Genomic DNA, 26604 nt, shown 5'->3' on the forward strand with positions numbered 1-26604 from the left:
CCGGTGGGCTGGCCGCCCTGCGCGGCCTGCTGGACCGGCCGCTCGCGTCGTACTACCTGCTGCTGTCCAGCGCCGGCCTGCTGCTGCTGATCGGCCTGACCATGGTCTTCTCGGCGACCAGCGTGCGCGACTACGCCGAGGGCGGCAACGCCACCGCCACGCTCGCCAAGCAGGCGATCTTCGCGGTGATCGGGATCGTCGCGTTCTGGGCGTGCCAGCGGCTGCCGACGCGCACCTTCCGCGCGGTCGCGTGGCCGGCGCTCGGCGTCTCCGTGGTGCTGCTGCTCCTGCTGAACGCGTTGATGGCACTTCAGTCGCTGGCCGGGGTGCGGCGTATCGGCCCGTTCTACGCGGACCTGAACTGGCTGCATCTCGGCCCGATCCAGCTGCAACCGTCGGAGCTGGCGAAGTTCGCCCTGGTGCTGTGGGGCGCGGACGTGATCGCCCGCAAGGGCGCCAAGCTGGGCTGGTGGCGGGAACTGGCCACGCCGCTCTTCCCGGTGGTGGGGCTGCTCTTCGTGCTGGTCGGCTACAACGACCTGGGCACCATGCTCTGCCTGCTCGCCCTGGTGGTCGGGCTGCTCTGGGCGGCCGGGGTGCGGTTGCGGGTCTTCGCCACCCTCACCGCCGTCGGCCTGCTCGGCATCGGCCTGTTGGTCGCGGTCGCCTCGCTCGGCGCCGGGTCCGGCGAGCGGGGCGCGGAGAACTACCGGCTGGCGCGGCTGACCAACTTCATCGACCCGCCGCCGCCGGAGCAGTGCAAGCTCGAAGAGTGCTACCAGATGGTGCAGGCCCGGTACGCGATCGAGAACGGCGGCTGGTTCGGCACCGGCCTCGGCAAGAGCACCCTCAAGTGGGAGTGGCTGCCCGCCGCGGAGAACGACTTCATCTTCGCCGTCATCGCCGAGGAGCTGGGCGTGGTGGGGTGCGGCGTGGTCGTCGTGCTCTTCGCCGTCCTCGCGTACACCGGGCTGCGGATCGCCCGCCGGGTGGCCGACCCGTTCCGGCGGCTCGCCGCCGCCGGGGCCACCGCCTGGCTGGTCGGCCAGGCCGTCATCAACATCGGCGGGGTGGTCGGGCTGCTGCCGCTGACCGGCGTGCCGCTGCCGTTCATCTCCGACGGCGGAAGCGCCCTGGTCGTCACGCTCGCCGCGATCGGGATGCTCGCCTCGTTCGCCCGCGCCGAACCTGATGCGGCGAGAGCCCTGCATGCCCGTCCGCCGGCCCGATGGGTCCGACTAGTGTGGGCCCCGTTGCCGCCGCTTCCCGGCCGGCGCCGGGCGGGTGCCCCGCCGGCCGCCCGGGCACGGGTGCCCAGGGAGCGGCGCGGAGACGACCAGGCCGCACCGCGCGTCCGGGGAGACCGGACCGGGCGCGGGTCGGCGAACGAGAGGAGACGGTGATGGGTCCGCTGCGTTCGGTGGTGCTCGCGGGAGGTGGCACCGGGGGGCACATCTACCCGCTGCTCGCCTTCGCCGACTGCCTGCGCCGGCACGACCCCGGCGTCCGGATCACCTGCGTGGGCACGCCGAAGGGCCTGGAGAACGAGCTGATCCCGCCGGCCGGTTACGACCTGCGCCAGATCCCCGCGTACCAGCTGCCCCGCTCGGTCAACATGAACCTGGTGAAGACCCCGGGCCGGATGTGGACCGCGGCCCGCGCCGCGGGCAAGGTGATCGACGAGGTGCAGGCCGACGTGGTGGTGGGCTTCGGCGGGTACGTCTCGGTGCCGGCGTACCTCGCCGCGTGGCGGCGCGAGCTGCCCATCGTCATCCACGAGGTCAACGTGCCGCCGGGGGTGGCCAACCGGCTCGGCATGAAGTTCACCAAGCACGTCGCCGCCGGCTTCCCGCACCAGCCCGCGCAGGCCGAGGCGCTGCGCAACGCCCGGGTGGTCGGGGTGCCGCTGCGCCGTGGCATCGCCGGCCTCGACCGGCACGCGATGCGCAACGCGGCCCGCGCCCACTTCGGTCTCCGTCCCGACCTGCCGGTGCTGTTCGTCGCGGGTGGCTCACAGGGGGCCCGGTCGATCAACCTCGCGGTGTCCGGCGCGGCCAAGGAACTGGCCCGCAACGGCGTGCAGGTGCTGCACGTGATCGGCGCCCGCAACGAGCCGGTGCCGGTGCCGACCGACCTGCCGGTGCCGTACGTGACGTTGCCGTACCTGTCGCAGATGGAGCTCGGCTACGCGGCGGCCGACCTGATGCTCGGCCGGGGCGGGGCGATGACCTGCGCCGAGGTGGCCGCGATCGGGCTGCCCACGGTGTACGTGCCGTACCCGCACAGCAACCAGGAGCAGCGGCGCAACGCGCTGCCGGTGGTGGAGGCCGGGGGCGGCCTGCTCGTCGACGACTCCGAGCTGACCCCGGCCTGGGTCGAGCAGACCCTGATCCCGCTGATCCGTGACCCGCAGCGGCTCGCCGCGATGGGCGCCGCCGCGGGCGCGTACGGGCGCCGCGACGGCGACGAGGCGTTGCTCAACTTCGTCTACGAGGCGGTGGCCCGATGACCGCGCAGTTCACCCCGGCCGGCACGCTCACCGCCGAGGACCTGGGCACCATCCACCTGATCGGGGTCGGCGGGGTCGGCATGAGCGGCCTGGCCCGGCTCTTCCTCACCCGGGGCATCCCGGTCTCCGGCAGCGAGCTGCGCGAGTGGCCCTCGCTGGCCGGCCTGCGCGCGCTCGGCGGCACGATCCACATGAGCCACGAGGCGTCCAACCTCGACGGCGTGGACACCGTCGTCTACTCGTCGGCGATCCCGCAGGACCACCTGGAGATGGTGGAGGCACGCCGCCGTGGCCTGCGGGTGCTGCACCGCTCGGAGGCGCTCGCGGCGGCCATGACCGGCCGCCGGACGGTCGCGGTCGCCGGCACCCACGGCAAGACCACCACCACGTCGATGGTGACGATGGTGCTCCAGCAGGCCGGCGCGGACCCGTCCTTCGTGATCGGTGGGGAGATCTCCGAGGTCGGCTCCGGGGCGCACCACGGCACGGGCGAGTACTTCGTGGTGGAGGCGGACGAGAGCGACCGCTCCTTCCTCATCTACCGGCCGTTCGTCTCGGTGATCACCAACATCGAGGCGGACCACCTCAACACGTACGGCGACCTGGCCAACCTGGAGGCGACGTTCGCCGAGTTCGCCCGCCTCACCGACCCGGACGGGTTCATCATCACCTGCGCCGACGACGCGGGCGGCCGGCGGCTGGCCGAGACGCTGCGCGGCGAGGGCCGGCGGGTGTACACGTACGGCACGTCCGACGACGCCGACCTGCGGCTGACCGAGATGACGTCGTCGGCCAAGGGGATCCGCTACCTCGCCGAGATCGACGGGCGCTCGCTGGGCGAGTTCCGGCTGCCGGTGCCGGGGCGGCACATGGGCCTCAACAGCGCCTCGGCGGTGCTCACCGCGTACCTCCTGGGCCTGCCCCTGGAGGCCGCGGAGGCCGCGCTGGCGGCCTTCCCGGGCGTGCGGCGGCGCTTCGAGCGCAAGGGCGTCGCGGACGACGTGCTGGTGTACGACGAGTACGCCTACCACCCGACGTCGATGACGCTGGCGCTGCAGACGCTGCGGGAGGTGGCCGGCGACGGCCGGCTGATCGTGGTGTTCCAGCCGTACCGGCTCTACCGCACCCGGGACCTCCAGACGGAGATCGCCGGGGCTCTCGCGATCGCCGACGAGGTGGTCCTGCTGGAGGTCTTCGGCCCGGGCGAGCAGCGCGGGCCCGGGGAGGGCTCGGCGGCGTTGATCGAGGCGGTGCCGCTGCCGGCGGACCGGAAGGTCTTCGTCGACTCGTGGGACGCGGTGCCGGCCGAGGTGGCCCGGCGGGCCCGGCCGGGCGACGTCGTGGTGACCATGGGCGCACCGCCCATCTCGCTCATGGGTGACCAGCTGCTCGACGCGTTGGCGGTGCGCGGTGCCGGCCCGCCCACCGGCACCGTGCCGGGCGGCGAGACCGGTGGCGCGACGACGATCGGCGGCACCGTCCCGGGTGTCGCCGGCGGCGCGGTACCGGACGCGTCCACGGCCGGATGAGTCCCGGGCCGGCGCGCGGGCGCACCACCGGCGCGGACGGCGGCGGCCGCCGGGGCGCGGCCCGCCGCTGGCAGCTGGTCCGGGCCGGCAGTGACGCCGTCCCCGCCTCGACCCGCCGGTTCATGGCCCGCGCCCGGCAGCGCCGGATGCGGGCGGCGCTGCCCTGGGCGGTCGCGGCCGGCGTGCTCGCGCTCGCCGCGCTCGTCGCGTGGACCGTGCTCGGGACGGGGTTGTTCGGCGTCCGCGAGGTGCGCGTGGAGGGCGCGGAGCTGGTCACCCCGGTGCAGGTGCGCGACGCCGCCGGCGTGGCCGACGGTACGCCGCTGGCCCGGGTCGACCTGGCCGGCACCGCCCGGCGGATCGGTGCCCTGCCCGCGGTCGAGCGGGCCGAGGTGACCCGCGACTGGCCGGACGCGCTGGTGATCCGGGTGACCGAGCGGACCGGTGTGGCCGTGGTACCGCAGGGGGAGCAGTTCGTCGTCGTCGACCGGGCCGGGGTGGTCTTCCGGACCCTCGCCGAGCGGCCCGGAGGCCTGCCGCTGGTCCGGCTGGCGGCGCCCGGCCCGGCGGACGCGGACACCCGTGCCGCTCTGGACGTGCTCGCCGCGCTGACCCCGCAGCTGCGGGCGGAGCTGGTGGACGTGACCGTCGAGGGGCTCGCCCGGATCACGCTCAACCTGCGTGGCGAGCGGCGGGTGGTGTGGGGCGACGCGACCCGGGGCGAGGACAAGGCGCGGGTCGCCACGGCGCTGCTGGACCGCGAGGCGGCGACGATCGACGTGAGCGCGCCCGACGTGGTGACCTTCCGGTGAGTGTGACGTGTCCGAACGCGGCGACACGCCGCGTGGTTGCTTGGTTCGACGGGCGGGGGCGCATACGTTGCCCCGAAGAGGATCAGTGGTTGACATAACTGTAACCCTCTAGTAGAGGGTGAGGGTTTAGGCCCGAACCCCGCTGGTGAACAGCGTCCGTCGACCGCTGACCCTGGCCAAGCCGTGTGGGGCCGGCCCATGCCAATCTCGAGGGGGAAAGGACCTTCAGATGACACCTCCGCACAACTACCTGGCGGTCATCAAGGTCGTCGGCATCGGGGGCGGCGGCGTGAACGCCGTCAACCGAATGATCGAGGTTGGGCTCAAGGGCGTCGAGTTCATCGCGATCAACACCGATGCGCAGGCGCTCTTGATGAGCGACGCCGACGTCAAGCTGGACGTCGGCCGTGAGCTGACCCGAGGGCTGGGCGCCGGTGCCAACCCGGACGTCGGCAAGAACGCCGCCGAGGACCACCGCGACGAGATCGAGGAGGTGCTCAAGGGCGCCGACATGGTCTTCGTGACCTGCGGCGAGGGTGGCGGCACCGGCACCGGCGGGGCGCCGGTGGTGGCGAACATCGCCCGCAAGCTCGGCGCGCTCACCATCGGCGTGGTCACCCGGCCGTTCTCGTTCGAGGGCAAGCGCCGCCAGGTGCAGGCCGAGTCGGGCATCGACGAGCTGCGCAACCAGTGCGACACGCTGATCGTGATCCCGAACGACCGGCTGCTCGCGCTCGGCGACCGGAACATCTCCATGATGGACGCGTTCCGCACCGCCGACCAGGTGCTCCTCTCCGGTGTCCAGGGCATCACCGACCTGATCACGACCCCCGGTCTGATCAACCTGGACTTCGCCGACGTCAAGAGCGTCATGAGCGGCGCCGGCAGCGCCCTGATGGGCATCGGCAGCGCCCGCGGGGAGAACCGCGCGGTGGAGGCGGCCGAGGCGGCCATCTCCAGCCCGCTGCTGGAGCAGAGCATGGACGGCGCGCGCGGCGTGCTGCTCTCCATCGCCGGTGGCTCGGACCTGGGCCTGTTCGAGATCAACGACGCCGCCCAGCTGGTCACCGACGCGGCGCACCCGGACGCGAACATCATCTTCGGCGCGGTCATCGACGACGCCCTCGGTGACGAGGTGCGGGTCACCGTGATCGCGGCGGGCTTCGACGGGGGTGCGCCCTCGTACAAGGCGGCCGAGCCGGCTCGCAAGACCAACCAGAACCAGCCGGCGCCGCCCGCGACACCGGTCCCGCCGCCGGCCACCATGCCGGCTCCGCAGCAGTCGCCCCGCCGGGTCCTCTTCGACGACGTCGACGTGCCCGACTTCCTCAAGAACGGTTCCTGAGCCCTGCCGATGACCGACAGTCACGCTCCGGTGCGTCCCGACCGGCGTGCCGAACTCGCGGCCGGCCTCGCCCGCGTCCGCTCCCGGATCGCCGACGCCTGCGCCGCCGCCGGCCGGGACCAGGGCGAGGTCACCATGATCGCGGTGACGAAGACGTACCCGGCTGGCGACGTGGTCGCGCTGGTCGGGCTCGGGGTCACCGACGTGGGGGAGAACCGCGACCAGGAGGCGGCCGGGAAGGCGGCCGAGGTGGCGGCGGCCGGGGTGACGCCCCGGTGGCACTTCATCGGCCAGTTGCAGCGCAACAAGGCGAAGTCGGTGGTCCGGTACGCCGACGTGGTGCAGTCCGTCGACAGTGTCCGGTTGGCCCGGGCGCTGGACGCGGCGTCGGCGGCCGGCCGGGACCGGCCGTTGGACGTGCTGGTGCAGGTCAGCATCGACGGCGACGCGGCCCGAGGGGGCGCGCTGCCGGGCTCCGCCGACCCGGACGCGGGGCTGGATCCGGTCGCGGAGGCGGTGGTCGGGGCGGACGGCCTCCGGCTCGGCGGCCTGATGGCGGTCGCGCCGCTGGGCTGGGAACCGGAGCGGGCCTTCGCCCGGCTCGCGGAGGTCGCGGCCGCTTTCCGGGCGCGTCATCCGGAGGCGACGGTTCTCTCGGCGGGAATGAGCGGCGACCTGGAAATGGCGATCCGCTACGGCGCGACACATGTCCGGGTGGGCAGCGCGTTGCTCGGAATGCGTCCCACGCTGCGGTAGCCTGACCGCCAGAAGCAAATTACATCGGTGTTGTTTTGGTGGGAGCGGCATTCCCCGGATCGGGGGTCGTGGCGCGCGACGCGAATCGTGCGCCGGGGGATTGCCGGTCCGGTCCGGTGGGCAGAGATGATCCACTCGCGACAAGCGACACGGCACGGGGGTGCGTGCCGCACGGCGGACGGGAAGGGCGCGGGATGGGTGCGCTGCGCAAGGCGGGGGTCTGGCTCGGTCTGGTCGAGGAGGACGACGAGCGGGGCTACGACGACGGTGGCTACGACAAGGGTGGCTACCGCGATTCGCGGTACCGGTCGAGCCGGTACTCGGAGGACTTCACCGACGAGGACGAGGACGACGCCGACGAGCCGCCGGCGCCCCGGCCGCGGCTGGGTGACCGGGGCCGGCTGACCGAGCGGGCCGCCGCGCGGTCCGGCGACGGCGAGCGGGTGGAGACGGAGCGGCCGGAGCGGGTCGAGCGGTCCAGCGTCCGGTCCATCACGCGGTCCGCCGCCGCCGAGACGTCCGGTGCCCTGACCTACCACACCCGCGACAACCTGGCCCTGGCGCCGCAGGCACCGGCCCGTGAGCGCGCGGTCGTGGCGGACGAGGAGCAGCGGTACCAGATCACCACGCTGCACCCCACCACCTACCGTGAGGCGCGCACCATCGGCGAGCACTTCCGCGACGGCGTGCCGGTGATCATCAACCTCACCGAGATGGACGAGGCGGACGCCCGGCGCCTGGTCGACTTCGCCGCCGGTCTGGCGTTCGGGCTGCGCGGTACGATCGAGCGCGTGACCAATCGGGTGTTCCTGCTCTCACCGGCCAACGTCCAGGTCACCGCGGAGGACAAGGCCAAGATCGCTGAGGGCGGCTTTTTCAGTCTCAGTTGATCCCGCCCGAGCGCAAGGGACGTCGCCTGTCGTGTTGTCGATCGTGCTGCAGGTTCTCTACCTGATCCTGTATGTCTTCCTTTTGCTTCTTCTGTCCCGATTCGTGTTGAGCGCCGTTCTCCAGTACGGCCGACGGTGGCAGCCGGGGCGCGGGGCATCGGCGGGTCTGGAATCCGTGTGGAGCGTCACTGATCCCCCTCTCAGCGCGTTGAGGCGTGTGATCCCTCCGCTGCGAATTGGTACCGTGAGCATCGACCTGGCCTCCCTTGTGCTCCTGGTTATCCTGTTCGTGCTGATGGAGTTCGTGTTGAGGCCGTTGATCATCGGGACCACCTGATGACCGACGCGCTTTCGCGGCCGCAACTGACCCGAGGAGTTTCGATGCCGCTGACCCCGGCCGACGTCCACAACGTCGCCTTCAAAAAGCCGCCGATCGGCAAGCGGGGGTATGACGAGGAGGAGGTCGACGCCTTCCTGGACGAGGTCGAGCGCGAGCTTGCCCGTCTGATCGAGGAGAACAACGAACTGCGCGCCCAGGTGGAGCGCGGCGGCCGGGGCCCGGCCCCCGCCGGTCCCGGTGGCGACGCCCGTCTCGCCGCCGAGCTCAACGAGGTCAAGGCGCAGCTCGACCGGGTGCAGCGCGACAAGGCCGCGGCCGAGCAGGCCGCCCGCGCGATGCAGGCGGAGCTGGAGCAGGTCCGCGCCACGGGGGGCGCCGCGGTGTCCGGCGACGGCGAGCAGCAGGCGCTGCGGGTGCTGATGATGGCCCAGCGGACCGCCGACGACCACGTCTCCGACGCCCGCCGTGAGGCCGACCAGCTGCTCTCCGAGGCCCGTTCCAAGGCCGAGGAGGTCACCCGCGAGGCGCGCGCGAAGGCCGACGCCCTCGAACGCGACGCCCGCCAGCGTCACCAGGAGGCCATGGGTGGTCTCGACGCCAAGCGCACGGCGCTGCAGAAGCACATCGAGGAGCTCAAGCAGTTCGAGCGTGAGTACCGGACCCGCCTGAAGGCCTACCTGGAGAGCCAGCTGCGCGACCTCGACGGTCGCGGCCAGGGCCTGGAGGCCGAGATGAACCGCGCCGAGAGCGGCCGGGTCGCGGGCGGCAACGGCCTCGCCGCGGCCGGTCTCGCCGGCTCCTACGGCGGCGGTCGTTCCGGCACCCTGGAAGGCGGTCGCTGACCACCGGCCGGCGACCGTCCCCGGTGACGGTCGCCGGCTTCGCCACATCGGTACGACGCGGCGGGGGTGAGCCGTGATAGTCGCCAGTCTCCTGCTCATCCTCCTCGCGGTGGTGCTGCTGGTGATCGGCCTGGCCGGCGGCTCCAGCCTCCTGCTGATCATCTCCATCGCGGCCAGCCTGCTGGCCGCCGTCGCGCTGGTCGCGGGTGCCCGCCAGGTGGCCGCCGCCCGAGCGACGGCGGAACCGGTCCGGCCGCGTGGCGGTCCGGACACCACAGGCGCGTACGGGCCGCCCGTGGACACGGGCGTCCCCGTCCAGCACGTTCCTCCGACGGTCGACGACGGCGGCGCCGGGTGGCGGCAACCACCCGAGCCGCCGGCGGCCGACCCGTCGACACCGGTCGAACCGTTCGACGACGAGCCCGCCACGCAGGACGTCCCGGTGGCCGACGCCGCGCGGCTGGCCCGCCTCGACAACGAGGTGCGGGTGGTCGACGGTCGCCCCCGGTACCACCTCCCCGGGTGCCCACACCTGGTCGGCCGGGAGCACGAGCCGCTGCCCGTGGCCGAGGCCGTCGAGCTCGGCTTCACGCCGTGCGTCCACTGCACGCCGGCCACCGCCCTGCTCGCCGAGGACGGGCGGATCACCAGTGGTGGCGCGGGTGCCTGACGCGCCGGCCGGCGTCGCCCCGCTCACCGTCGCCGTCCGGGTGAAGCCCGGCTCCGCCCGTACCCGGGTCGGCGGCCGGTTCGACGGCCCGCACGGTCCCGCCCTGATCGTCGCGGTCACCGCGCCTCCGGTGGACGGGCGGGCCACCGAGGCGGCCCGCAAGGCCCTCGCCGACGCGCTCGGCGTCCGGCCCGCCGCGGTGTCGCTGCGCACCGGCGCCGCCAGCCGCGACAAGCTCTTCCTCGTCGAGAAGGCCACCCCGGACCTGGTCGGGGCGCTGCACCGCCTCCGCGACGGCTGAGGGGTGAGTCCCGGTCTGGACGTCGCGCTCCTGCTCGGCGCGGCGGTGCTGCTCGTGGCGGTCGGCGCGATCCGCCTGTCCACCCGGCTCGGCGTACCGAGCCTGCTCGTCTACCTCGCACTGGGGGTGGCGATCGGCGAGGCGGGGCTCGGCATCCGCTTCGACGACGTCGACCTCACCCGCACGCTCGGCTTCTGCGCGCTCATCCTGATCATCGCCGAGGGCGGGTTGAGCACCCGGTGGAGCACCCTGCGGCCGGTGCTGGGCCTGTCCGCCGCGCTCGCCACCGTCGGCGTGGTGGTGAGCATCCTGGTGGTCGGGCTCGTCGTGCACCTGCTGCTCGGGCTGGACTGGCGGCTGGCCCTGCTCTACGGCGCGGTGCTCTCCTCGACCGACGCGGCGGCGGTGTTCGCCACCCTGCGCCGGCTGCGGCTGCCGCCCCGGCTGGTGGCCACCCTGGAGGCCGAGTCGGGCATGAACGACGCCCCGGCCGTGCTGCTGGTGGTGCTCCTGTCCCGGCCCACCGTCGAGCACCCCTGGTGGTACGAGGTCGGCCTGGTCACCTACGAGTTGGGCGTGGGCGCCCTGGTGGGCTTCGCGGCCGGCGTGGGCGGGCGGTGGGCGCTGCGGCGGGCGGCGTTGCCCTCGGCGGGGCTCTACCCGATCGCGGCGGTGGGCCTGACCGTGCTGGCGTACGCGGCCGGCTCGGTGCTGCACGCCTCCGGCTTCCTCGCCGTCTACGTCGCCGGCGTGCTGCTCGGCAACGCCCGGCTGCCGCACCGCCAGGCCATCCTCGGCTTCGCTGACGGGCTGGCCTGGCTGGCCCAGATCGGGCTCTTCGTGCTGCTCGGTCTCCTGGTGTCGCCGAGTCGGCTGGGCGCGGCGGTGCTGCCCGCGCTGGTCGCCGGGCTCGCGCTGGTGCTGCTCGCGCGGCCGGTCTCGGTGGCCGCGTCCGCCCTGCCGTTCCGTGTCGGCCTTCGGGACCAGGCCTTCCTGTCCTGGGCGGGGCTGCGTGGGGCGGTGCCGATCGTGCTGGCCACCATCCCGCTGTCGGAGCGGGTGCCGGGCGCGGACCGGCTCTTCGACGCGGTCTTCGTGCTGGTGGTGATCTTCACGCTGGTGCAGGCCGGCACGCTGGCTCCGGCCGCCCGTTGGCTCAGGGTGGCCGCGCCGGCGGAGGCGGCGGAGATCCGGGTGGAGACGGCGCCGCTGGAGCGGATGCGCGCCGACCTGCTCCAGGTGGAGGTGCCGCCCGGCTCCCGCCTGGCCGGGGTGCACGTGGACGAGTTGCGGCTGCCGCTCGGCGCCTCGGTGACGCTCGTGCTGCGCGACGGCGTGGGTTTCGTACCCGGCCCGGACTTCCGCCTGAAGACCGGCGACAGCCTGCTGATCGTGGCGACGCACGGGGTGCGCGACCAGGCGGAGCGGCGGCTGCGGGCGGTCAGCCGGCAGGGCCGCCTGGCCCGGTGGTTTGGCGAGTACGGCGAGGACCGGGATGGTTGATCTGCTAGCGTTCCCTTTGCCCCGATATGGCATGAGTAGGGGCTGAACGACGGGGCGTCGGTGCGGCACGTTGTCGGACGCCTGTACGTTCCGTATCCTTGCCAACCTCCGGAGTGCGCTGCCCTGTGGTGGCGCGCCCGTTTCGTACCTGGGGGCGCCGAACCGGCGACCCCTGTCCAGGTGCCGCGGTCCCCGCGGCTCCGCGGCCGAGGGAGCGACGATGGCGAAGCCAGCCGACACCAGGACCGCCGGCCGCAAGCCGGTGGCCAAGGCCACCCGCAGCGCGGCGGAGACCGAGAAGATCCGGGCGGCCCTGGCGGCGCGGCGCGACGAGCTCCGCGCCGAGTACGATCAGACGCTGAGCGAGATCACCGAGCTGCAGCGCGACCGGCTGACCGACTCGGCCGGGGACGACCAGGCCGACACCGGCACCAAGACGTTCGAGCGGGAGCAGGAGATCTCCCTCGCCAACAGCATCCTGGAACGGATCACGCAGGTCGAGCGGGCGCTGGAGCGGCTCGACGAGGGTGGTTACGGCTGGTGCGAGCGGTGCGGCAACCCCATCCCGGTGGAGCGGCTCGCCGCCTTCCCGTCGGCCACCCTCTGCGTGACCTGCAAGCAGCTGGAGGAGCGGCGCTGAGCTGAGCGACGCTCCCCGGCGGCGGAGAGGAGGCGGCGCCCCGGCGCCGCCGCGAGCGTCGATGGGGAGCAGATGACCGCAGCACCGACCCCCGGACCCGGCCGCGCCGAGACGGCCGGCCAGCCCGGCACCGCCGGTGGCGCCGAGACGGCTGGCCACACCCGGCCCGCCGGCGACGCCGCGCCCGCCGACCCACCGACCCGGGGCGGGCGTACGCCGCGGCACCGGGCCCTGTCGGTACTGCTCGGCGTCGGGCTGACCTCCCTCGCCCTGGACCTGCTCACCAAGCATCTCGCCCTCCAGGCCCTCGAGGACCGCGAGCCGGTCGAGCTGTTCGGCGGCCTCGTCTACCTCAGCCTCACCCGCAACAGCGGCGCGGCGTGGAGCATCGGCGCCGACCACACGTGGGTCTTCCCGCTGATCACCGTCGGCGTGGTCGGCTGGATCCTCTGGATGGCGCTGCGCCTGCGTTCGCTGCCCTGGGCGATCTCGCTCGGCCTCGTGCTCGGTGGTGCGCTGGGCAACCTGATGGACCGGATCTTCCGGGCCCCCGGCTGGTTCGTCGGCCACGTGGTCGACATGGTCAGCCTCTTCGACCCGTACGGGCGGGTCTGGCCGGTGTTCAACCTGGCCGACAGCTCCCTGGTCTGCGGCGTCATCCTCGCGGTGCTCCTCGAGCTGACCGGCCGCCAGCGCGACGGCAGCCGGCTCGGGCGGGACGGCCGCCCGGTCGGGGCCGCCGACCCGGCGACCGGCGACGGCGAGCCGCGGGAGCGGGCATGACCTCGGCCTTCGCGGCCGGCGGCGACCAGCGTTCGCTGCCGGTGCCCGACGGGCTGGACGGCCTGCGGCTCGACCAGGCCGTCGCCCGGCTCTTCGGGCTCTCCCGGACGACCGCCGCGGCCCTCGTCGACGCCGGCGCCGCGCTCGTGGACGGCACCGTCCGGGCCAACTCGCACAAGGTGCGGGCCGGGTCCTGGCTGGAGGTGACGCTGCCGGCGCCGGCCGCCCCGCCCGCCGTGGTGCCGCAGGCCGTACCCGGCCTGACCGTGGTGTACGCCGACGACGACATCGTCGTGGTGGACAAGCCGGTCGGCGTCGCCGCCCACCCCAGCCCCGGCTGGACCGGCCCGACCGTGGTCGGCGGGCTCGCCGGGATCGGCCACCGCATCTCCACCAGCGGCGCCGCCGAGCGGCAGGGCATCGTGCACCGGCTCGACGTCGGCACCACCGGCATCATGGTGGTGGCCAAGAGCGAGCAGGCGTACACGGTGTTGAAGCGGGCCTTCAAGTACCGCGAGGTGGACAAGCGCTACCACGCGGTGGTGCAGGGCCACCTGGACCCGTTGCGCGGCACCGTCGACGCCCCGATCGACCGGCACCCCCACCACGACTACCGCTGGGCGGTCGTCTCCGGGGGCAAGCCGAGCATCACCCACTACGACACCCTCGAGGCGTTCCCGGCGGCGAGCCTCGTCGACGTCCGGCTGGAGACGGGCCGCACCCACCAGATCCGGGTGCACTTCTCGACGCTGCGCCACCCCTGCGTGGGCGACCTCACGTACGGTGCCGACCCGACCCTCGCCGCCCGGCTCGGCCTGGACCGGCAGTGGCTGCACGCCCGCGAGTTGGGGTTCCGCCACCCCCGAACGGGGGACGAGGTGCGCTTCGTCAGCGACTACCCTGACGATCTGAACCGCGCGCTGGCACTCCTGCGGGACTGACCGCGGCGGCGACCGCCCTGGAACGTGTCGACCCGACGAGGGGGACTCCCGCCCGTGCGCGCCGGTGACCTGCTGCGCCAGCTCGACCAGCAGCTGCTGCCCCGCCTTCTGGCCGCCGCCGGCCGCCTGGGCCAGGGCCCGGCCCGGCCCCGGGTGCTGCCCACGGCGGCGCTGCTCTCCTGCGCCGCCGTGCTCCTCACCGCGGTGTGGGCCACCGACGACCGTCCGGTCGGCGACCGCACGGTGGGCGAGGTGACCCGGGTCGGGGTGGCCGCCGGGGACTCCATCCCGGGCTACGTCCAGGCCGCCGCCGCCGACCTGGCGGCGCTGCCGACCACCGCCCCGACGTCCGGCGACGGCACGTACGCGCTGGTCTCCCTCTCCGCGTACCTGACACCGCAGCGGGCGGCCACCGTCCTCGGCGACGTGCCGGTCGCCGCCGTCTTCGGGCGGGTGCCGCTGCCCGACCGGCAGACCGAGATCGTCCGCATCGCCGCGCAGCGGCTGCCCGACGACGTGGTGGCCGCCATGGGCGAGGTCGCCGCCCGCAAGGACCGGGAGGCCGCCGACTACCGGGCGCGGGCCGCCGCGGTGACCGGCGGCGGCCCCGAGGAGCGCGAGCTCCGCGAGTGGTACGTCAGCGGCGCCCAGGTGGCGGCGGCGGAGGCGACGGCGTACCGCACCGGGTGCTCCTGCCTCTACGCGGCGGTGGTCCGGGCCGAGCCGGTCGCCCTGCGCCGCGTGGCGTCCCGGCCGGGGGTGCGGGTGGTGGACCCGGCTCCGGAGGTGCGCCGGCTCGACCGCACCGTCTTCACACCGCCGTTGCCGGAGCAGGAGGAGGTGGCGAGTCCGCCGACGGACGCCGCCCTCCCCGCGCCGGTCGCGCCGACCGCCGGTCCGGTCCCCAGCTCCACCGCGCCCACGCCCGGCGCCACCGCGACGTCCGCGCCGGCACCGCCAGTGATTAATTCGTCACCGGTCCCGTCGGCCGCGCCGTCGTCGCCGGCCACCTCGCAGTCGCCGGTGACCTCGGCAGACTCCTCCGACGGCCGATCGCCGGAGCCCAGTTCCTGACAGTGGGTGGGCCCGCCGGTGCGCGGACCGGTGTGGCCCGAATAGGGTTTGGTTCGTAGCCTGTCAGGCGGAGCAGGATGGCGTCGGGAGGGCGAGCCGTGGAGGGCAGCGAGACCGGCTGGGGACGGTCGGCCGAACCGGCACCGCGGTGGCGGGCGCTGCTCGACCGGGCGCGGCTGGCTGGCCGCGCCGCGGAGCAGGGCGAGTCGGACCGGCAGGCGGATTCCCCGGCGCCTGAGCCGCTGCCCCGGCGCGCCGCCGGCAACGGCTACGCCGCCCGGGTGCCGGCCATCGGGCACCCCGCGGAGCTGGCGTATGGCGCCGAGCCCACGCCCTACGGCGCGGAACCGCCGCCGTACGGCGCGGGCGCGCGGGGCGACGCGGGCTACCCTGCCGAGGCGACCTACCGGGTGGAGCCGACCTACCGCGCCGATCCGGCGTACCGGACGCCGCCGGCTCCGCGCTACACCGAGCCCGAGCCACCGTCGCCGGCCCAGTCGCGGTACGCCCTGCTCGACAACGGCTACCGGCACGCACCGGTCGAGCCGCGGTACGCGCCGCCGGGGACCGGCCACCAGCCCGAGCCCGCGTACGCGCCGCCCGGGACCGGCCACCAGCCCGAGCCCGCGTACGCGCCGCCGGCCGCCGACCGGGGCTATGCCCGGGTGGAGTGGCGGCCGCAGGCGGTGGAGAGCGAGCGCGAGCGGGCCGCGTCGGTGCTCCGGCGCGACCTGGGCACTCCCCGGGTGCTCGCGTTCGCGAACCCGAAGGGCGGCGTGCACAAGACCACGGCGACCGTGCTGGCCGCGGCGACCGTGGGCAGTGTCCGCGGCCGTGGCGTGCTGGCCTGGGACGACAACGAGCTGCGTGGCACCCTCGGGCTGCGCGCCGGCAGCGCCCGGCACGCGCGCACCATCCGGCACCTGATCACCGACCTCGCCCATATCGAGATCAAGGACGGGCCGGAGCTGCTCGACCAGTTGGACGACTACCTGCGGCACGCCTCGGACGGCTCGTACGACGTGCTGGCCGGCGAGGAGAGCCCCCGCTTCGCCCAGCGGCTCGACCAGTTCACCGTGCGCCGGGTGCTGGAGCTGCTCCGGCGCACCCACGACGTGATCTGCGTGGACACCGGCAACAACGTGGAGAGCGCCAACTGGCGCACCGTCATGCAGGCCGCCGACCAGTTGGTGGTCACCACGGTGCCCCGGGAGGACGCGGCGTTCAGCGCCGACTGGATGCTCGACCTGCTGCACGAGGTCGGCATGGGTGAGCTGGCCGACAACGCGGTGACGTTGATCTCCTGCCCGACCCCGGGCCGCACCGTTCTCCAGGCCGACCTGGAGCGCCACTTCGCCACCCGGACCCGGGCGGTGACGGTGGTGCCGTACGACCCGGCACTGGAGAGCGGCTCGTCGATCGAGTACCACCAGCTCCAGCCGGCGACCCGGGAGGCGTGGCTGAACGCCGCCGCCGTGATGCTGGAGCCGTTCGCCCGCTGACCGGCCGGGCGCGTCTCGTCCACCGGCGACCCGTCGCGGCGCCGCGCCTGAGAGGATCACGGGGTGAGCGCGGACACCCCCGACCCCGACCCCGACCGCCCCGAGCCGCGGCCCGCGGCTGTGGCAGGGCACGCCGACCCGCTGGCTCCGGCCACGCCGCGGGAGCGCCCGCCGGCTCCGGCCGCGTCGCACGCCGAGCCGGCGGCTCCGGCCGCGCCGCCCGCCGGCCCCGCCGCTTCGGCCGCAGGGGAGTGCCCGTCCGCCGGTGACCCGACGGCACCGGCCGCGCCGGTGGGGCCCGCCCCGGCGGTGGGTCCGGCGGCGGTGCCCGCCGGCGGACCGGTCGGTCCGGTGTACCCGGCGACCTGGTACGGCGGTCCGCCCCCGGTCGCGGAGGAGCCGCCTCGGCCGCGCGTCGCGCAGGCCGTGGTGGCGGCGCTCGGCCTCGTGGTGCTCGGCGCGCCGCTCGGGCTGCTCTGGGCCACGCTCGCGCCCGACACCCCGGTGGTGAAGACCGCGGAGGGCGCCATCTACGGCGAGCCGCAGCCCGAGCAGCCGATCGCCGCCGACGGCTGGTTCAGCCTGCTCGGTCTCGGCTTCGGCGTGCTGGCGGCCGTCGCGCTGTGGTTCGTGCTGCGCCGGACCCGGGGCCCGGTCGGGCTGGTCGCCGCGGTGCTCGGCTCGCTCGGCGCGGCGCTGGTCGCCTGGCAGGTCGGCCGCCGGGTGGGGCTCGCCACCTTCGAGCGGCTGCTGACGAGCGCTCCGGAGGGCGAGGCGTTCGGCAAGCCGGCGGACCTGCGGGCCGGCGGGATCGAATGGGTGCTCGGCGTGCTCCCGGTGCCGTTCGGCAACGTGCTGCTGCCCGCGTTCGGCGCCGCCGTCGCGTACACCCTGCTGGCCGGCTGGTCCCGGTGGCCGTCGCTGCACCCCGGGCCGGTGCCCGGCGTCAGTTGGGAATCGGCGGCGACGCCAGTTCCCCCAGCGGCACCGGCACCGCCCGCACCTGGCGCAGCAGAGCCGCCTCGCGGTTGAGCAGCCGCAGCTCGGCGCGGAGCCGGGCGGCGGTGTCGTCGATCGCGAGCAGCCGCTGCCGGTCGGCGACGGTCAGCGCGGCGGTCGCGGCGACCAGGTGCGACAGGACCGTCGGGTCCTCCGGGAGCTGCTCGGAGATCTCCTCCGGGTCGTTGCGGATCAGCCCCAGGTACTGCCGGAACACCGCGATCACGCGTGCGGCGAGCAGGTCGGCGGCCTCGTCCGGGGCCTCCGGCTCGGGCAGCCACTCGACCTCGGCGGTCAGGTAGGGCGCGCCGGCCCGGTCGACCTCGCCCACCCGGAACCGTCGCCGGCCCACGGTGACGATGTCGAAGCCCCCGTCCGGCAGCTCGGTCACCTGCCGCAGCTCGGCCGTGCAGCCCACGTCGTGCAGCGTGACCTCGCCGACTCCGGGCAGCGGACGGCCGTCCGGCCCCTTCGGGGCGACCTCCCAGCCGGCCCGGATCGCCACCACACCGAACTCGCGCGGCGACCCGTCGGGAAGATCGACCAGGTGCCGGACGAGGGCCCGGTAGCGCTCCTCGAAGATGTGCAGCGGCAGCACCAGGCCGGGGAAGAGGACGGTTCCGAGCGGAAACACCGGCAGCCGCGCAGTCACGCGTCGAGCGTAGCCGGATCCGGTACCGGCGGCGTGTCCCGGCTCACCGTCCCGCCGTGCGGGCGGTGCCGGTCGTCGCCGGATGTGTCCGCCTAGACTCGCAAGGGTGCTGAACCGGATCGACCTGCGCGGCGGTGTCCGTGACCCGCGCCGCCTGTTGCCCCGTGCCCAGCTCGACGTGTCCGTGGCCGTCGAGCGGATCCGCCCCCTCGTGGAGGCGGTGCGCGAGCATGGCTACCCGGCGATCCGGGAGGCGAGCGAGCGGTTCGACGGGGTCTCCCCGGAGGTGCTGCGCGTGCCCGCCGAGGCGATCGCCGAGGCCGAGGGGACGCTCGACGCGCAGGTGCGCGCCGCGCTGCTGGAGTCGATCACGCGGGCCCGGCGGGTGCACGCCGACCAGCGCCGCACCGACCACACGACCCAGGTGGTGCCCGGTGGCACGGTCACCGAGCGGTGGGTGCCGGTCGACCGGGTGGGCCTGTACGTCCCCGGCGGCCTCGCGATGTACCCGTCGACCGTGGTGATGAACGTGGTGCCCGCCCAGGCCGCCGGGGTGCGCTCGCTGGTCGTGGTCAGCCCGCCGCAGAAGGACAACGGGGGCCTGCCCGACCCGCGCGTGCTCGCCGCCTGCGCCCTGCTCGGGGTGGACGAGGTCTACGCCGTCGGCGGTGCGCAGGCCGTGGCGATGCTCGCGTACGGCGCCGCGGTCGACCCCGCCGGCACGGTCTTCTGCGACCCGGTCGACATGATCACCGGCCCGGGCAACATCTGGGTCACCGCCGCCAAGCGGCTGCTGCGCGGCGTGGTCGGCATCGACGCCGAGGCCGGTCCGACCGAGATCGCCATCCTGGCCGACGACACCGCCGACCCGGCGCACGTCGCCGCGGACCTGGTCAGCCAGGCCGAGCACGACCCCCTCGCGGCGAGCGTGCTGGTCACGCCGTCGACCGCGCTGGCCGACGCCGTCGACCGGGAGCTTGCCCGCCAGGTCCCGGCCACCAAGCACGCCGAGCGGGTCACCACGGCGCTGTCCGGCGAGCAGAGCGGCATCGTGCTCGTCGACGACCTCGAGGCGGGGCTGCGGGTGGTCGACGCGTACGCGGCCGAGCACCTGGAGATCCAGACCGAGAACGCCCGCGAGTGGGCGCTGCGGGTCCGCAACGCCGGCGCGATCTTCGTCGGCGCCTGGTCGCCGGTGTCGCTCGGCGACTACTGCGCCGGCTCCAACCACGTGCTGCCCACCGGCGGGTGCGCCCGGCACTCGTCCGGCCTGTCGGTGCAGTCCTTCCTGCGCGGCATCCACCTGGTGGAGTACACGCGGGACGCGCTGCGCGAGGTGGCACCGCACGTGGTCACCCTGGCCACCGTCGAGGACCTGCCGGCGCACGGCCAGGCGGTCAGCGCGCGCTTCCCGGGGGAGACCCCGTGAGCGAGCGGAGCGAGCGAACCATCGGGCTCAGCGCTCGCCGCCCTCAGGGCGGCGCCGAGCGGAGCGAGGCGGCGGCATGAGCGCCCTGGACGACCTGCCGATCCGGGACGACCTGCGCGGCCGGTCCCCGTACGGGGCGCCGCAGCTCGACGTGCCGGTCCGGCTGAACACCAACGAGAACTCGTACCCGGTGCCCGAGCCGGTGGTGGACGCCATCGCCAAGGCGCTCGCCGTCGAGCTGCGCGACCTCAACCGCTACCCGGACCGGGACGCGGTGGCCCTGCGCGCCGACCTGGCCGCGTACCTGGAGCACGGGCTCACCGTCGACCACGTGTGGGCGGCCAACGGCTCCAACGAGATCCAGCAGCAGCTGCTCCAGGCGTTCGGCGGGCCGGGGCGCAGCGCGCTCGGCTTCACGCCGGCGTACTCGATGCACCCGCTGCTCGCGCTCGGCACCGGCACCCGGTGGGTGCCCGGCCGGCGCGGCGCCGACTTCGGCCTGACCGCCGACGAGGCGGTGGCGCAGGTCCGGGAGCATCGGCCGGACGTGGTGTTCCTCTGCTCGCCGAACAACCCCACCGGGACGGCCCTCGACCCGGCCGTGGTCGCGGCCGTGCTCGACGCGGCGCCGGGCATGGTGGTCGTGGACGAGGCGTACGCGGAGTTCGCCCGACCCGGCACGGTCAGCGCCCTCGCGGTGCTGCCCGGGCACCCCCGGCTGGTGGTGACCCGCACGATGAGCAAGGCGTTCGGGTTCGCCGGCGGGCGGCTCGGCTACCTCGCCGCCGACCCGGCGGTGGTGGCGGCGGTGCAGCTCGTCCGCCTGCCGTACCACCTGTCGGCGCTCACCCAGGCCGCCGCCCGCGCGGCGCTGGCCCACCGCGACGCCCTGCTCGGCGCCGTCGCCGCGATCATGGAGCAGCGGGACCGGATCGTGGCCGAGCTGCGCGCCCGGGGTTACCGGGTGGCCGACAGCGACGCCAACTTCGTGCTCTTCGAGACCGGTGGTGACCAGGCCGCCGCCTGGCGGACGCTGCTGGACGCCGGGGTGCTGGTCCGCGACGTCGGCCTGCCGGGCTGGCTGCGGGTCACCGCCGGCACCCCCGCCGAGACCGACGCCTTTTTGTCTGCGATGGAGAAGCTGTCATGAGCCGGACCGCCCGGATCGAGCGGGTCACCAAGGAGACCAAGGTCCTCGTCGAAATCGACCTCGACGGCACGGGCCAGGCCGAGATCAGCACCGGTGTCGGCTTCTACGACCACATGCTCCACCAGATCGCCCGGCACGGTGGCTTCGACCTGACCGTGCAGACCGTCGGCGACCTGGAGATCGACGCCCACCACACGATGGAGGACACCGCGCTCGCGTTGGGCGCGGCGTTCGACCAGGCGCTGGGCGACAAGGCGGGCATCCGGCGGTACGGCTCGGCCACCGTTCCCATGGACGAGGTGCTGGTCCGGGCCGCCGTCGACCTGTCCGGCCGCCCGTACGTCGTGCACGACGAGCCGGCGCTCGCCCCGTACATCGGCCCGGTCTACCCGACCAGCATGACCCGGCACATCTGGGAGTCCTTCGGGCAGTCGGCCCGGATCACCCTGCACGTGGACGTGCTGCGGGCGGCCCGCCCCGGCGGTCACCCGGACGCGCACCACGTGGTGGAGGCCCAGTTCAAGGCGGTCTCCCGGGCGCTGCGCGAGGCGACCGCGATCGACCCGCGGTCGGCCGGCGTGGTGCCGAGCACGAAGGGCGCGCTCTGATGGCGAGTCTGCTGCCGATCCTGCTGCTGGTCCTGGCCGGGGTGCTGGCCGGTGGGGTGCTGTCGTTGCACCGGCAGGGGGCCCCGCGTGGAGCGGTGGTGGTCACCGCGGTGCTGGCCGTGCTGGCCGCCGTGGCCGGCGGGTTGTGGCTGCTCCCGGGGGAGGGGTCGTGAGCGAGCGGTACAGCGCACCGGCGTCGCCCGGCGGCGCCGACCGGAGGGGGGCGGCATGAGCCGTGTGGTGGTGCTGGACTACGGCTCGGGCAACCTGCGGTCGGCGGAACGCGCGCTGGCCGCGGCCGGCGCCGACGTGACGGTCACCGACGACCTGGCCGCCGCCGCCGACGCGGACGGCCTGGTGGTGCCGGGCGTGGGCGCGTTCGCCGCCTGCATGGCGGGCATCGAGGCGCTCGGCGCCGGCCCGGTCATCGCCGGCCGGGTCGCCGCCGGCCGGCCGGTGCTCGGCATCTGCGTCGGCATGCAGGTGCTCTTCGAGCACGGCGACGAGCACGGCGTCGTGACGAAGGGCCTCGGGCTGCTGCCCGGAGGGGTGTCGAGGCTGCCGGCCCGGCGACTGCCGCACATGGGATGGAACACGGTGCGCCCGCCGGCCGGCTCGGTGCTCTTCGCCGGCCTGCCCGACGACAGCCGGTTCTACTTCGTCCACTCGTACGCCGTCGGCGACGTGGCCGGGCTCGCCGTCGCCGGCGCCGCGGTCACCACCGCCCGCCACGAGACCGAGTTCGTGGCGGCCGTGGAGCGCGGCCCGCTCTCCGCCGCCCAGTTCCACCCGGAGAAGTCCGCCGACACGGGTGCCGCGCTGCTGCGCAACTGGCTCGCGACGCTGCCCGCCGGTGACTAGGCGGGTGGCTGGGCCGGGGAGTGCCGCCGGGGGTGCCCGGTGAGCAAGGAGCGGGCGCGGCGCCGGGCCGTCCGGGAGGCGGAGGCGGCGCGGGAGCGGGTGATCCGGGAGCGGCGGCTGGCCCACCGGGCCCGCCGTCGGGCGCTGGCCCGCCGGGTGACGCCGACGCTGCGCCGGGGGCGGACCGGCCGGCTGCCGCGGCACAGCCGTGGGGAACGCGCCGCGATCGTGGTGCTGACCGGGGCGGCGATCCTGCTGATCTGGTCCCTGGTGGACGATCTGGCGCTGCGACTCGCCCTGGTCGCGCTGCTGCTGCTCGTACTGCCGGCGATCGTGGTGATCGCCCTGGACCGTCGTACCTGATCCGAGGAGAGAATCCGTGAGCCTCACCCTGTTGCCCGCCGTCGACGTCGCCGACGGCCAGGCCGTCCGCCTCGTGCAGGGCGCCGCCGGCAGCGAGACGACCTACGGCGACCCTCTCGACGCCGCGCTCGCCTGGCAGCGCGACGGCGCCGAGTGGATCCACCTGGTCGACCTCGACGCCGCCTTCGGCCGGGGCTCCAACGCCGGCCTGCTCGCCGACGTGGTGCGCCGGCTCGACGTGAAGGTGGAGCTGTCCGGCGGCATCCGGGACGACGCGTCGCTGCGCGCCGCGCTGGCCACCGGGGCCACCCGGGTGAACATCGGCACCGCAGCCCTGGAGGATCCGGAGTGGTGCGACCGGGTCTGCGGCGAGTACGGCGACCGTGTCGCGATCGGGCTCGACGTGCGTGGCCGTACCCTGTCGGCCCGGGGCTGGACGCGGGACGGCGGTGACCTCTGGGAGGTGCTGGAGCGCCTGGACAAGGCCGGGGCGTCGCGGTACGTGGTCACCGACATCACCAAGGACGGCACGATGCGCGGGCCGAACCTGGACCTGCTGCGGGAGGTCTGCTCCCGCACCGACGCGCCGGTGATCGCCTCCGGCGGTGTGTCCACGCTGGACGACCTGCGGGCCCTCGCGGCGCTGGAACCGGTCGGGGTGGAGGGCGTGATCGCCGGCAAGGCGCTCTACGCCGGCGCCTTCACCGTGGCCGAGGCCCTGGCGGTCCTCGCCGAGGCGTAGGCGGGCTCCGGCGCCACTCCGACCCGGAGTGGCGTCCGCCCAAATCAATTGTGCACAACTTGACTGTGCGCTACGGTTCTGGGGTGACCGATGATCTGGTGCTGCGGCGGCAGGTGTGCTTCGCGCTCTACGCCGCGTCACGCGCCCTCACCGACGTGTACCGGCCCATCCTCGACGGGCTCGGCCTGACCTACCCGCAGTACCTGGTGCTGCTGGTGCTGGGGGAGCGCGACGAGGCGGCCACCGTCTCCGCGCTCGGCGAGTGCCTGCACCTGGATTCGGGCACGCTCTCCCCGCTGCTCAAGCGGCTGGAGGGAGCGGGTCTGGTGGTCCGGCGGCGGTCCGCGGCCGACGAGCGGCGAGTCGAGGTGGAGCTGACCGCGCAGGGGCGGGCCCTGCGCGAGCGCATGGCGGACGTGCCGCAGCAGGTGGCCCGGGCGACCGGGTTGGCCACGGCGGACCTCGTCGCGCTGCGCGACACCCTCACCCGGGTCACCGAGACGATCCATCGACAGAAGGAGCAGTGACGACCATGCAGGTGCTCTACACCGCCCACGCCACGGCCACCGGCGACGGCCGCGACGGTCACGTCCGTACCTCCGACGGCACCGTCGAACTGGACCTCGCCGCGCCCAAGGAGATGGGCGGCGCGGGCGACGCCGCCAATCCGGAGCAGCTGTTCGCCGCCGGCTACGCGGCCTGCTTCCACTCCGCGCTGCGCATGGTCGGCCGCCGGGCGAAGGTCGACGTCACCGGCTCGGTCGTCGAGGCGGAGGTCGGCATCGGGCCGAACGGCAGCGGCGGCTTCGGGCTGACCGTGGCCCTCGTGGTCGACCTGCCGGCCGTGCCGCGGGAGGCCGCCGAGCAGCTGGTCGCCCAGGCCCAGCAGGTCTGCCCGTACTCGAACGCGACCCGGGGAAACGTCGAGGTGGCCCTGCGCGTCCGCGAGGCGCTGGCGGCGTGACGCCCCGGCGCCCCCGCCCGCGTACGACGAAGGGACGCCCGTGACCACCAACCGCGAGATCCACCTGGCCGCCCGCCCACAGGGCTGGCCCGCCTCGTCACCACCGAAGTCCCGACCCCGGGGCCGGGCCAGATCGTGGTCCGCAACACGTACATGTCCGTCGACCCGTACATGCGCGGGCGGATGAACGACGTCAAGTCGTACGTGGCCCCGTTCGCCCTGGACGCGCCGCTGGACGGCGGGGCGGTCGGCGAGGTGGTGGCCAGCGAGGCCGACGGGTTCGCGCCCGGCGACACCGTGCTGCACGGGCTCGGCTGGCGGGAGTACGCGCTGCTCGACGCCAAGGCCGCCCGCGTGGTCGGCAGCGCCGGGTCCCGGCGAAGGTCGACCGGTTGAAGGCCCTCGGCTTCGACGCCGCCTTCGACTACCACGACGGCCCGGTGCGGGACCAGCTGCGCGCGGCCGCCCCGGACGGCATCGACGTCTACTTCGACAACGTCGGCGGCGAGCACCTGGAGGCCGCCATTGGCGCGATGCGCCTGCACGGCCGGGCCGCCGTCTGCGGCATGATCGCGCAGTACAACGCCACCGAGCCGCCGGCCGCGCCGCGCAACCTGGCGCTGCTCATCGGCAAGCGGCTCACCCTGCGCGGCTTCCTCGTCGGCGATCACGGCCACCTGCGCGACGAGTTCGTGCGGGAGGTCGCCGGCTGGCTGCGGGACGGGAGGCTCGCGTACGACGAGACGGTCGTCGACGGCATCGAGAACGCCCCGGCGGCCTTCCTCGGCCTGCTCCGCGGCGAGAACCTGGGCAAGATGCTCGTGCGGCTGTGACCGACGCACCCGCCGGTGGCCGGCCTCACAGGTCGGCCACCGGCGGACGCGCGTTGGATAGGCTCTCGGCATGACGGTGGCGGTACGGGTCATCCCCTGTCTGGACGTGGACGCCGGACGGGTCGTCAAGGGCGTCAACTTCCTCGACCTGCGGGACGCCGGCGACCCGGTCGAGCTGGCCGCGGCGTACGACCGCGCCGGCGCCGACGAGTTGACCTTCCTCGACGTGACCGCCTCCTCCAGCGACCGCGGCACGATGCTGGACGTGGTCCGGCGCACGGCCGAGTCGGTGTTCATCCCGCTGACGGTCGGCGGCGGGGTGCGGCAGGTCGCGGACGTCGACACCCTCCTGCGCGCCGGTGCGGACAAGGTCGGCGTGAACACCGCCGCCATCGCCCGCCCGGAGCTGATCGCCGAGATCGCCGACCGCTTCGGCCGGCAGGTGCTGGTGCTCTCCCTCGACGTGCGCCGCGCTCCGGCCGGCACGACGCCCAGCGGGTTCGAGGTCACCACCCACGGCGGCCGGCGCGGCACCGGCATCGACGCCGTGGAGTGGGCGCGGCGGGGCGCCGAGCTGGGCGCGGGCGAGATCCTGCTCAACTCGATGGACGCCGACGGCACCAAGGCCGGCTTCGACCTCGACCTGATCCGCGCGGTGCGGCAGGTGGTCGACGTTCCGGTCGTCGCGAGCGGCGGCGCGGGCGAGGTCGCCCATTTCCCGCCGGCGATCGGCGCCGGCGCGGACGCGGTGCTCGCCGCCAGCGTCTTCCACTTCGGCGAGCTGAGCGTCGCTCAGGTCAAGGACGCGCTGCGCGGGGCGGGCCACCCCGTCCGCTGACCGCTCCGTCGCGGTCCGGCGCGCGGTCTCGCGTACCCGGACCGCGCCCCGTCAGTCCCGACGGGCGTGGTTCTCGGGGGAGCGCCGGGGCGCCGGGATCGACCGCACCACGTACTCCTGCACGGCCGCCGCGTGGTCGGCCTCCTCCAGGTGCCACTCCGCGTCGCCGGGCGTGTGGCGGCGGCTGAGCGCGCTCTGGACCGCGTCGACGGTCGTCGCCAGCCCGGCGTTCGGGCGGGTGCGCCAGAGGTGCTCGCCGTCGGGGGTGATGCGGAACCAGCCGTCGGTGACGCTCACCAGCCCCGCGCCGACCAACCGGCGGACGGCCATCTCGACGTCGTGCCGCTCGGGGATCGACTGGTTGAGGTGGTCGGCGGTGGAGAGCACGTCGGCGAGGCGTACTCCTTCGGGGCGACGGCTGGACGCCGCCCGGCGGTGCCGGCCCGCGCCGCTCGCGATCACCAACGAGACGAAGATCCAGGCGTCGGTCCACCGCCAGCGGTCTTCCACCATGGCCAGATTCTGCCGGCCGTCTCCGCGAAAGAAAACACCCCCACCCCGTGTACCACCCCACTGTCACCCGCCGGTAACCCTCCGAGTTCTCCCGCGCGATCTTGCACTTCCGGCCCGGACGTAACGGGGCACAGGCCGCGAAAAAGGGGCCGAAAGTGCAAGATCGCGCGGGTCAGGGGGTGGCGGAGGTGGGGGAGGTGGGGGTGGTACACGGG

30 protein-coding genes and 1 pseudogene are annotated in these 26604 nt (G+C 74.6%); 29 read left to right on the forward strand and 2 right to left on the reverse strand.

Translation table 11 applies throughout. The features are described from left to right. Positions 1–8 precede the first annotated feature (8 nt). The 18 genes from HCJ94_RS25480 (at position 9) to HCJ94_RS25565 (ending at position 17469) form a co-directional block, all read left to right on the forward strand. Entirely contained in the window at positions 9–1403 is a 1395-nt protein-coding gene (locus HCJ94_RS25480; protein ID WP_240944516.1) for an FtsW/RodA/SpoVE family cell cycle protein, read from the forward strand. Further along, positions 1403–2509 (forward strand): undecaprenyldiphospho-muramoylpentapeptide beta-N-acetylglucosaminyltransferase, encoded by a 1107-nt coding sequence (gene murG, locus HCJ94_RS25485; RefSeq protein WP_168003579.1) that lies wholly within the window; start codon positions 1403–1405, stop codon positions 2507–2509. The genes HCJ94_RS25480 and murG overlap by 1 nt, the downstream gene beginning before the upstream one ends. Then, entirely contained in the window at positions 2506–4038 is a 1533-nt protein-coding gene (murC, locus tag HCJ94_RS25490) for a UDP-N-acetylmuramate--L-alanine ligase (protein WP_168003580.1), read from the forward strand. The genes murG and murC overlap by 4 nt, the downstream gene beginning before the upstream one ends. Next, complete coding sequence (locus HCJ94_RS25495; RefSeq protein WP_168003581.1) at positions 4035–4850, forward strand: cell division protein FtsQ/DivIB; 816 nt, start codon at positions 4035–4037, stop codon at positions 4848–4850. Before murC ends, HCJ94_RS25495 begins: the two co-directional genes overlap by 4 nt. 229 nt (positions 4851–5079) lie before the next feature. After that, complete coding sequence (gene ftsZ / locus HCJ94_RS25500) at positions 5080–6195, forward strand: cell division protein FtsZ (protein WP_168003582.1); 1116 nt, start codon at positions 5080–5082, stop codon at positions 6193–6195. A 9-nt stretch (positions 6196–6204) separates the two neighbouring features. Continuing rightward, positions 6205–6951, forward strand: a complete 747-nt coding sequence (locus tag HCJ94_RS25505) for a YggS family pyridoxal phosphate-dependent enzyme (protein ID WP_168003583.1) — start codon at positions 6205–6207, stop codon at positions 6949–6951. Positions 6952–7145: 194 nt separating this feature from the next. Beyond that, positions 7146–7841, forward strand: coding sequence for a cell division protein SepF (locus HCJ94_RS25510; protein ID WP_168003584.1), 696 nt, complete (start codon positions 7146–7148; stop codon positions 7839–7841). A 31-nt stretch (positions 7842–7872) separates the two neighbouring features. Then, positions 7873–8178, forward strand: coding sequence for a YggT family protein (locus HCJ94_RS25515; protein ID WP_168003585.1), 306 nt, complete (start codon positions 7873–7875; stop codon positions 8176–8178). Between the two features lie 44 nt (positions 8179–8222). Continuing rightward, positions 8223–9023 carry a DivIVA domain-containing protein gene (locus HCJ94_RS25520; protein ID WP_168003586.1) on the forward strand — a complete coding sequence of 267 codons (801 nt, stop codon included), beginning with the start codon at positions 8223–8225 and terminating at the stop codon, positions 9021–9023. Positions 9024–9096: 73 nt separating this feature from the next. Further along, positions 9097–9693, forward strand: a complete 597-nt coding sequence (locus HCJ94_RS25525; protein ID WP_168003587.1) for a hypothetical protein — start codon at positions 9097–9099, stop codon at positions 9691–9693. After that, the gene (locus HCJ94_RS25530) at positions 9686–9994 is read left to right on the forward strand and encodes a DUF167 domain-containing protein (RefSeq protein ID WP_309227428.1); all 309 of its coding nucleotides are present in this window, start codon (positions 9686–9688) and stop codon (positions 9992–9994) included. The genes HCJ94_RS25525 and HCJ94_RS25530 overlap by 8 nt, the downstream gene beginning before the upstream one ends. A gap of 3 nt (positions 9995–9997) precedes the next feature. Then, positions 9998–11497: a potassium/proton antiporter gene (locus HCJ94_RS25535; RefSeq protein WP_168003589.1), complete on the forward strand. Its 1500-nt coding sequence runs from the start codon at positions 9998–10000 to the stop codon at positions 11495–11497. A 220-nt stretch (positions 11498–11717) separates the two neighbouring features. Further along, positions 11718–12137, forward strand: coding sequence for a TraR/DksA family transcriptional regulator (locus HCJ94_RS25540; RefSeq protein WP_007463005.1), 420 nt, complete (start codon positions 11718–11720; stop codon positions 12135–12137). A gap of 72 nt (positions 12138–12209) precedes the next feature. Beyond that, entirely contained in the window at positions 12210–12920 is a 711-nt protein-coding gene (gene lspA / locus HCJ94_RS25545) for a signal peptidase II (RefSeq protein ID WP_168003590.1), read from the forward strand. Next, positions 12917–13861 carry an RluA family pseudouridine synthase gene (locus HCJ94_RS25550; RefSeq protein ID WP_168003591.1) on the forward strand — a complete coding sequence of 315 codons (945 nt, stop codon included), beginning with the start codon at positions 12917–12919 and terminating at the stop codon, positions 13859–13861. The genes lspA and HCJ94_RS25550 overlap by 4 nt, the downstream gene beginning before the upstream one ends. A gap of 54 nt (positions 13862–13915) precedes the next feature. Then, on the forward strand, positions 13916–14935 hold the full coding sequence (locus HCJ94_RS25555) for a hypothetical protein (protein WP_168003592.1): 1020 nt from the start codon (positions 13916–13918) through the stop codon (positions 14933–14935). A 77-nt stretch (positions 14936–15012) separates the two neighbouring features. After that, a complete protein-coding gene (locus HCJ94_RS25560) occupies positions 15013–16437 on the forward strand; it encodes an AAA family ATPase (RefSeq protein ID WP_168003593.1) in 1425 nt (474 codons plus the stop codon). A 63-nt stretch (positions 16438–16500) separates the two neighbouring features. Continuing rightward, entirely contained in the window at positions 16501–17469 is a 969-nt protein-coding gene (locus tag HCJ94_RS25565; protein WP_373684460.1) for a DUF2567 domain-containing protein, read from the forward strand. Here HCJ94_RS25565 and HCJ94_RS25570 read toward each other — a convergent pair. After that, complete coding sequence (locus HCJ94_RS25570; RefSeq protein WP_168003594.1) at positions 17384–18088, reverse strand: LON peptidase substrate-binding domain-containing protein; 705 nt, start codon at positions 18086–18088, stop codon at positions 17384–17386. The genes HCJ94_RS25565 and HCJ94_RS25570 overlap by 86 nt on opposite strands. 106 nt (positions 18089–18194) lie before the next feature. Between HCJ94_RS25570 and hisD the strand changes: the two genes are divergently transcribed. The 11 genes and pseudogenes from hisD (at position 18195) to hisF (ending at position 25876) form a co-directional block, all read left to right on the forward strand. Beyond that, positions 18195–19517, forward strand: coding sequence for a histidinol dehydrogenase (hisD, locus tag HCJ94_RS25575; protein WP_168003595.1), 1323 nt, complete (start codon positions 18195–18197; stop codon positions 19515–19517). 76 nt (positions 19518–19593) lie between these two features. Next, positions 19594–20667: a histidinol-phosphate transaminase gene (locus HCJ94_RS25580; protein ID WP_168003596.1), complete on the forward strand. Its 1074-nt coding sequence runs from the start codon at positions 19594–19596 to the stop codon at positions 20665–20667. Further along, complete coding sequence (hisB, locus tag HCJ94_RS25585; protein ID WP_168003597.1) at positions 20664–21275, forward strand: imidazoleglycerol-phosphate dehydratase HisB; 612 nt, start codon at positions 20664–20666, stop codon at positions 21273–21275. Before HCJ94_RS25580 ends, hisB begins: the two co-directional genes overlap by 4 nt. Further along, positions 21275–21448 (forward strand): CG2302 family histidine operon protein, encoded by a 174-nt coding sequence (locus HCJ94_RS25590; protein WP_168003598.1) that lies wholly within the window; start codon positions 21275–21277, stop codon positions 21446–21448. The genes hisB and HCJ94_RS25590 overlap by 1 nt, the downstream gene beginning before the upstream one ends. Positions 21449–21503: 55 nt before the next feature. After that, entirely contained in the window at positions 21504–22136 is a 633-nt protein-coding gene (hisH, locus tag HCJ94_RS25595) for an imidazole glycerol phosphate synthase subunit HisH (RefSeq protein ID WP_168003599.1), read from the forward strand. 39 nt (positions 22137–22175) lie between these two features. Then, on the forward strand, positions 22176–22499 hold the full coding sequence (locus HCJ94_RS25600; RefSeq protein ID WP_168003600.1) for a hypothetical protein: 324 nt from the start codon (positions 22176–22178) through the stop codon (positions 22497–22499). Between the two features lie 16 nt (positions 22500–22515). Further along, positions 22516–23241 (forward strand): bifunctional 1-(5-phosphoribosyl)-5-((5-phosphoribosylamino)methylideneamino)imidazole-4-carboxamide isomerase/phosphoribosylanthranilate isomerase PriA, encoded by a 726-nt coding sequence (gene priA, locus HCJ94_RS25605; protein ID WP_168003601.1) that lies wholly within the window; start codon positions 22516–22518, stop codon positions 23239–23241. Between the two features lie 83 nt (positions 23242–23324). Continuing rightward, on the forward strand, positions 23325–23768 hold the full coding sequence (locus HCJ94_RS25610) for a MarR family winged helix-turn-helix transcriptional regulator (protein WP_168003602.1): 444 nt from the start codon (positions 23325–23327) through the stop codon (positions 23766–23768). Between the two features lie 5 nt (positions 23769–23773). Then, on the forward strand, positions 23774–24205 hold the full coding sequence (locus HCJ94_RS25615; protein WP_168003611.1) for an organic hydroperoxide resistance protein: 432 nt from the start codon (positions 23774–23776) through the stop codon (positions 24203–24205). 40 nt (positions 24206–24245) lie between these two features. Then, positions 24246–25038: pseudogene (locus HCJ94_RS25620) on the forward strand (NADP-dependent oxidoreductase). A 70-nt stretch (positions 25039–25108) separates the two neighbouring features. Further along, positions 25109–25876 carry an imidazole glycerol phosphate synthase subunit HisF gene (hisF, locus tag HCJ94_RS25625; protein WP_168003603.1) on the forward strand — a complete coding sequence of 256 codons (768 nt, stop codon included), beginning with the start codon at positions 25109–25111 and terminating at the stop codon, positions 25874–25876. Between the two features lie 51 nt (positions 25877–25927). On the opposite strand, the gene HCJ94_RS25630 is transcribed toward hisF, so the two are convergent. Further along, complete coding sequence (locus HCJ94_RS25630) at positions 25928–26389, reverse strand: hypothetical protein (RefSeq protein ID WP_168003604.1); 462 nt, start codon at positions 26387–26389, stop codon at positions 25928–25930. Positions 26390–26604 lie beyond the last annotated feature (215 nt).

Origin of the sequence: Micromonospora thermarum, assembly GCF_012034245.1 — a bacterium.
Lineage (GTDB): Bacteria > Actinomycetota > Actinomycetes > Mycobacteriales > Micromonosporaceae > Micromonospora > Micromonospora thermarum.

Bases quoted from the DNA above. Each gene is read 5' to 3' on its own strand.
- murG (WP_168003579.1), top strand. From the start codon at position 1,403: ATGGGTCCGCTGCGTTCGGTGGTGCTCGCGGGAGGTGGCACCGGGGGG.
- murC (WP_168003580.1), top strand. From the start codon at position 2,506: ATGACCGCGCAGTTCACCCCGGCCGGCACGCTCACCGCCGAGGACCTG.
- HCJ94_RS25495 (WP_168003581.1), top strand. From the start codon at position 4,035: ATGAGTCCCGGGCCGGCGCGCGGGCGCACCACCGGCGCGGACGGCGGC.
- ftsZ (WP_168003582.1), top strand. From the start codon at position 5,080: ATGACACCTCCGCACAACTACCTGGCGGTCATCAAGGTCGTCGGCATC.
- HCJ94_RS25505 (WP_168003583.1), top strand. From the start codon at position 6,205: ATGACCGACAGTCACGCTCCGGTGCGTCCCGACCGGCGTGCCGAACTC.
- HCJ94_RS25510 (WP_168003584.1), top strand. From the start codon at position 7,146: ATGGGTGCGCTGCGCAAGGCGGGGGTCTGGCTCGGTCTGGTCGAGGAG.
- HCJ94_RS25520 (WP_168003586.1), top strand. From the start codon at position 8,223: ATGCCGCTGACCCCGGCCGACGTCCACAACGTCGCCTTCAAAAAGCCG.
- HCJ94_RS25540 (WP_007463005.1), top strand. From the start codon at position 11,718: ATGGCGAAGCCAGCCGACACCAGGACCGCCGGCCGCAAGCCGGTGGCC.
- lspA (WP_168003590.1), top strand. From the start codon at position 12,210: ATGACCGCAGCACCGACCCCCGGACCCGGCCGCGCCGAGACGGCCGGC.
- HCJ94_RS25550 (WP_168003591.1), top strand. From the start codon at position 12,917: ATGACCTCGGCCTTCGCGGCCGGCGGCGACCAGCGTTCGCTGCCGGTG.
- HCJ94_RS25560 (WP_168003593.1), top strand. From the start codon at position 15,013: ATGGCGTCGGGAGGGCGAGCCGTGGAGGGCAGCGAGACCGGCTGGGGA.
- HCJ94_RS25580 (WP_168003596.1), top strand. From the start codon at position 19,594: ATGAGCGCCCTGGACGACCTGCCGATCCGGGACGACCTGCGCGGCCGG.
- hisB (WP_168003597.1), top strand. From the start codon at position 20,664: ATGAGCCGGACCGCCCGGATCGAGCGGGTCACCAAGGAGACCAAGGTC.
- HCJ94_RS25590 (WP_168003598.1), top strand. From the start codon at position 21,275: ATGGCGAGTCTGCTGCCGATCCTGCTGCTGGTCCTGGCCGGGGTGCTG.
- hisH (WP_168003599.1), top strand. From the start codon at position 21,504: ATGAGCCGTGTGGTGGTGCTGGACTACGGCTCGGGCAACCTGCGGTCG.
- HCJ94_RS25615 (WP_168003611.1), top strand. From the start codon at position 23,774: ATGCAGGTGCTCTACACCGCCCACGCCACGGCCACCGGCGACGGCCGC.
- hisF (WP_168003603.1), top strand. From the start codon at position 25,109: ATGACGGTGGCGGTACGGGTCATCCCCTGTCTGGACGTGGACGCCGGA.
- HCJ94_RS25630 (WP_168003604.1), bottom strand. From the start codon at position 26,389: ATGGTGGAAGACCGCTGGCGGTGGACCGACGCCTGGATCTTCGTCTCG.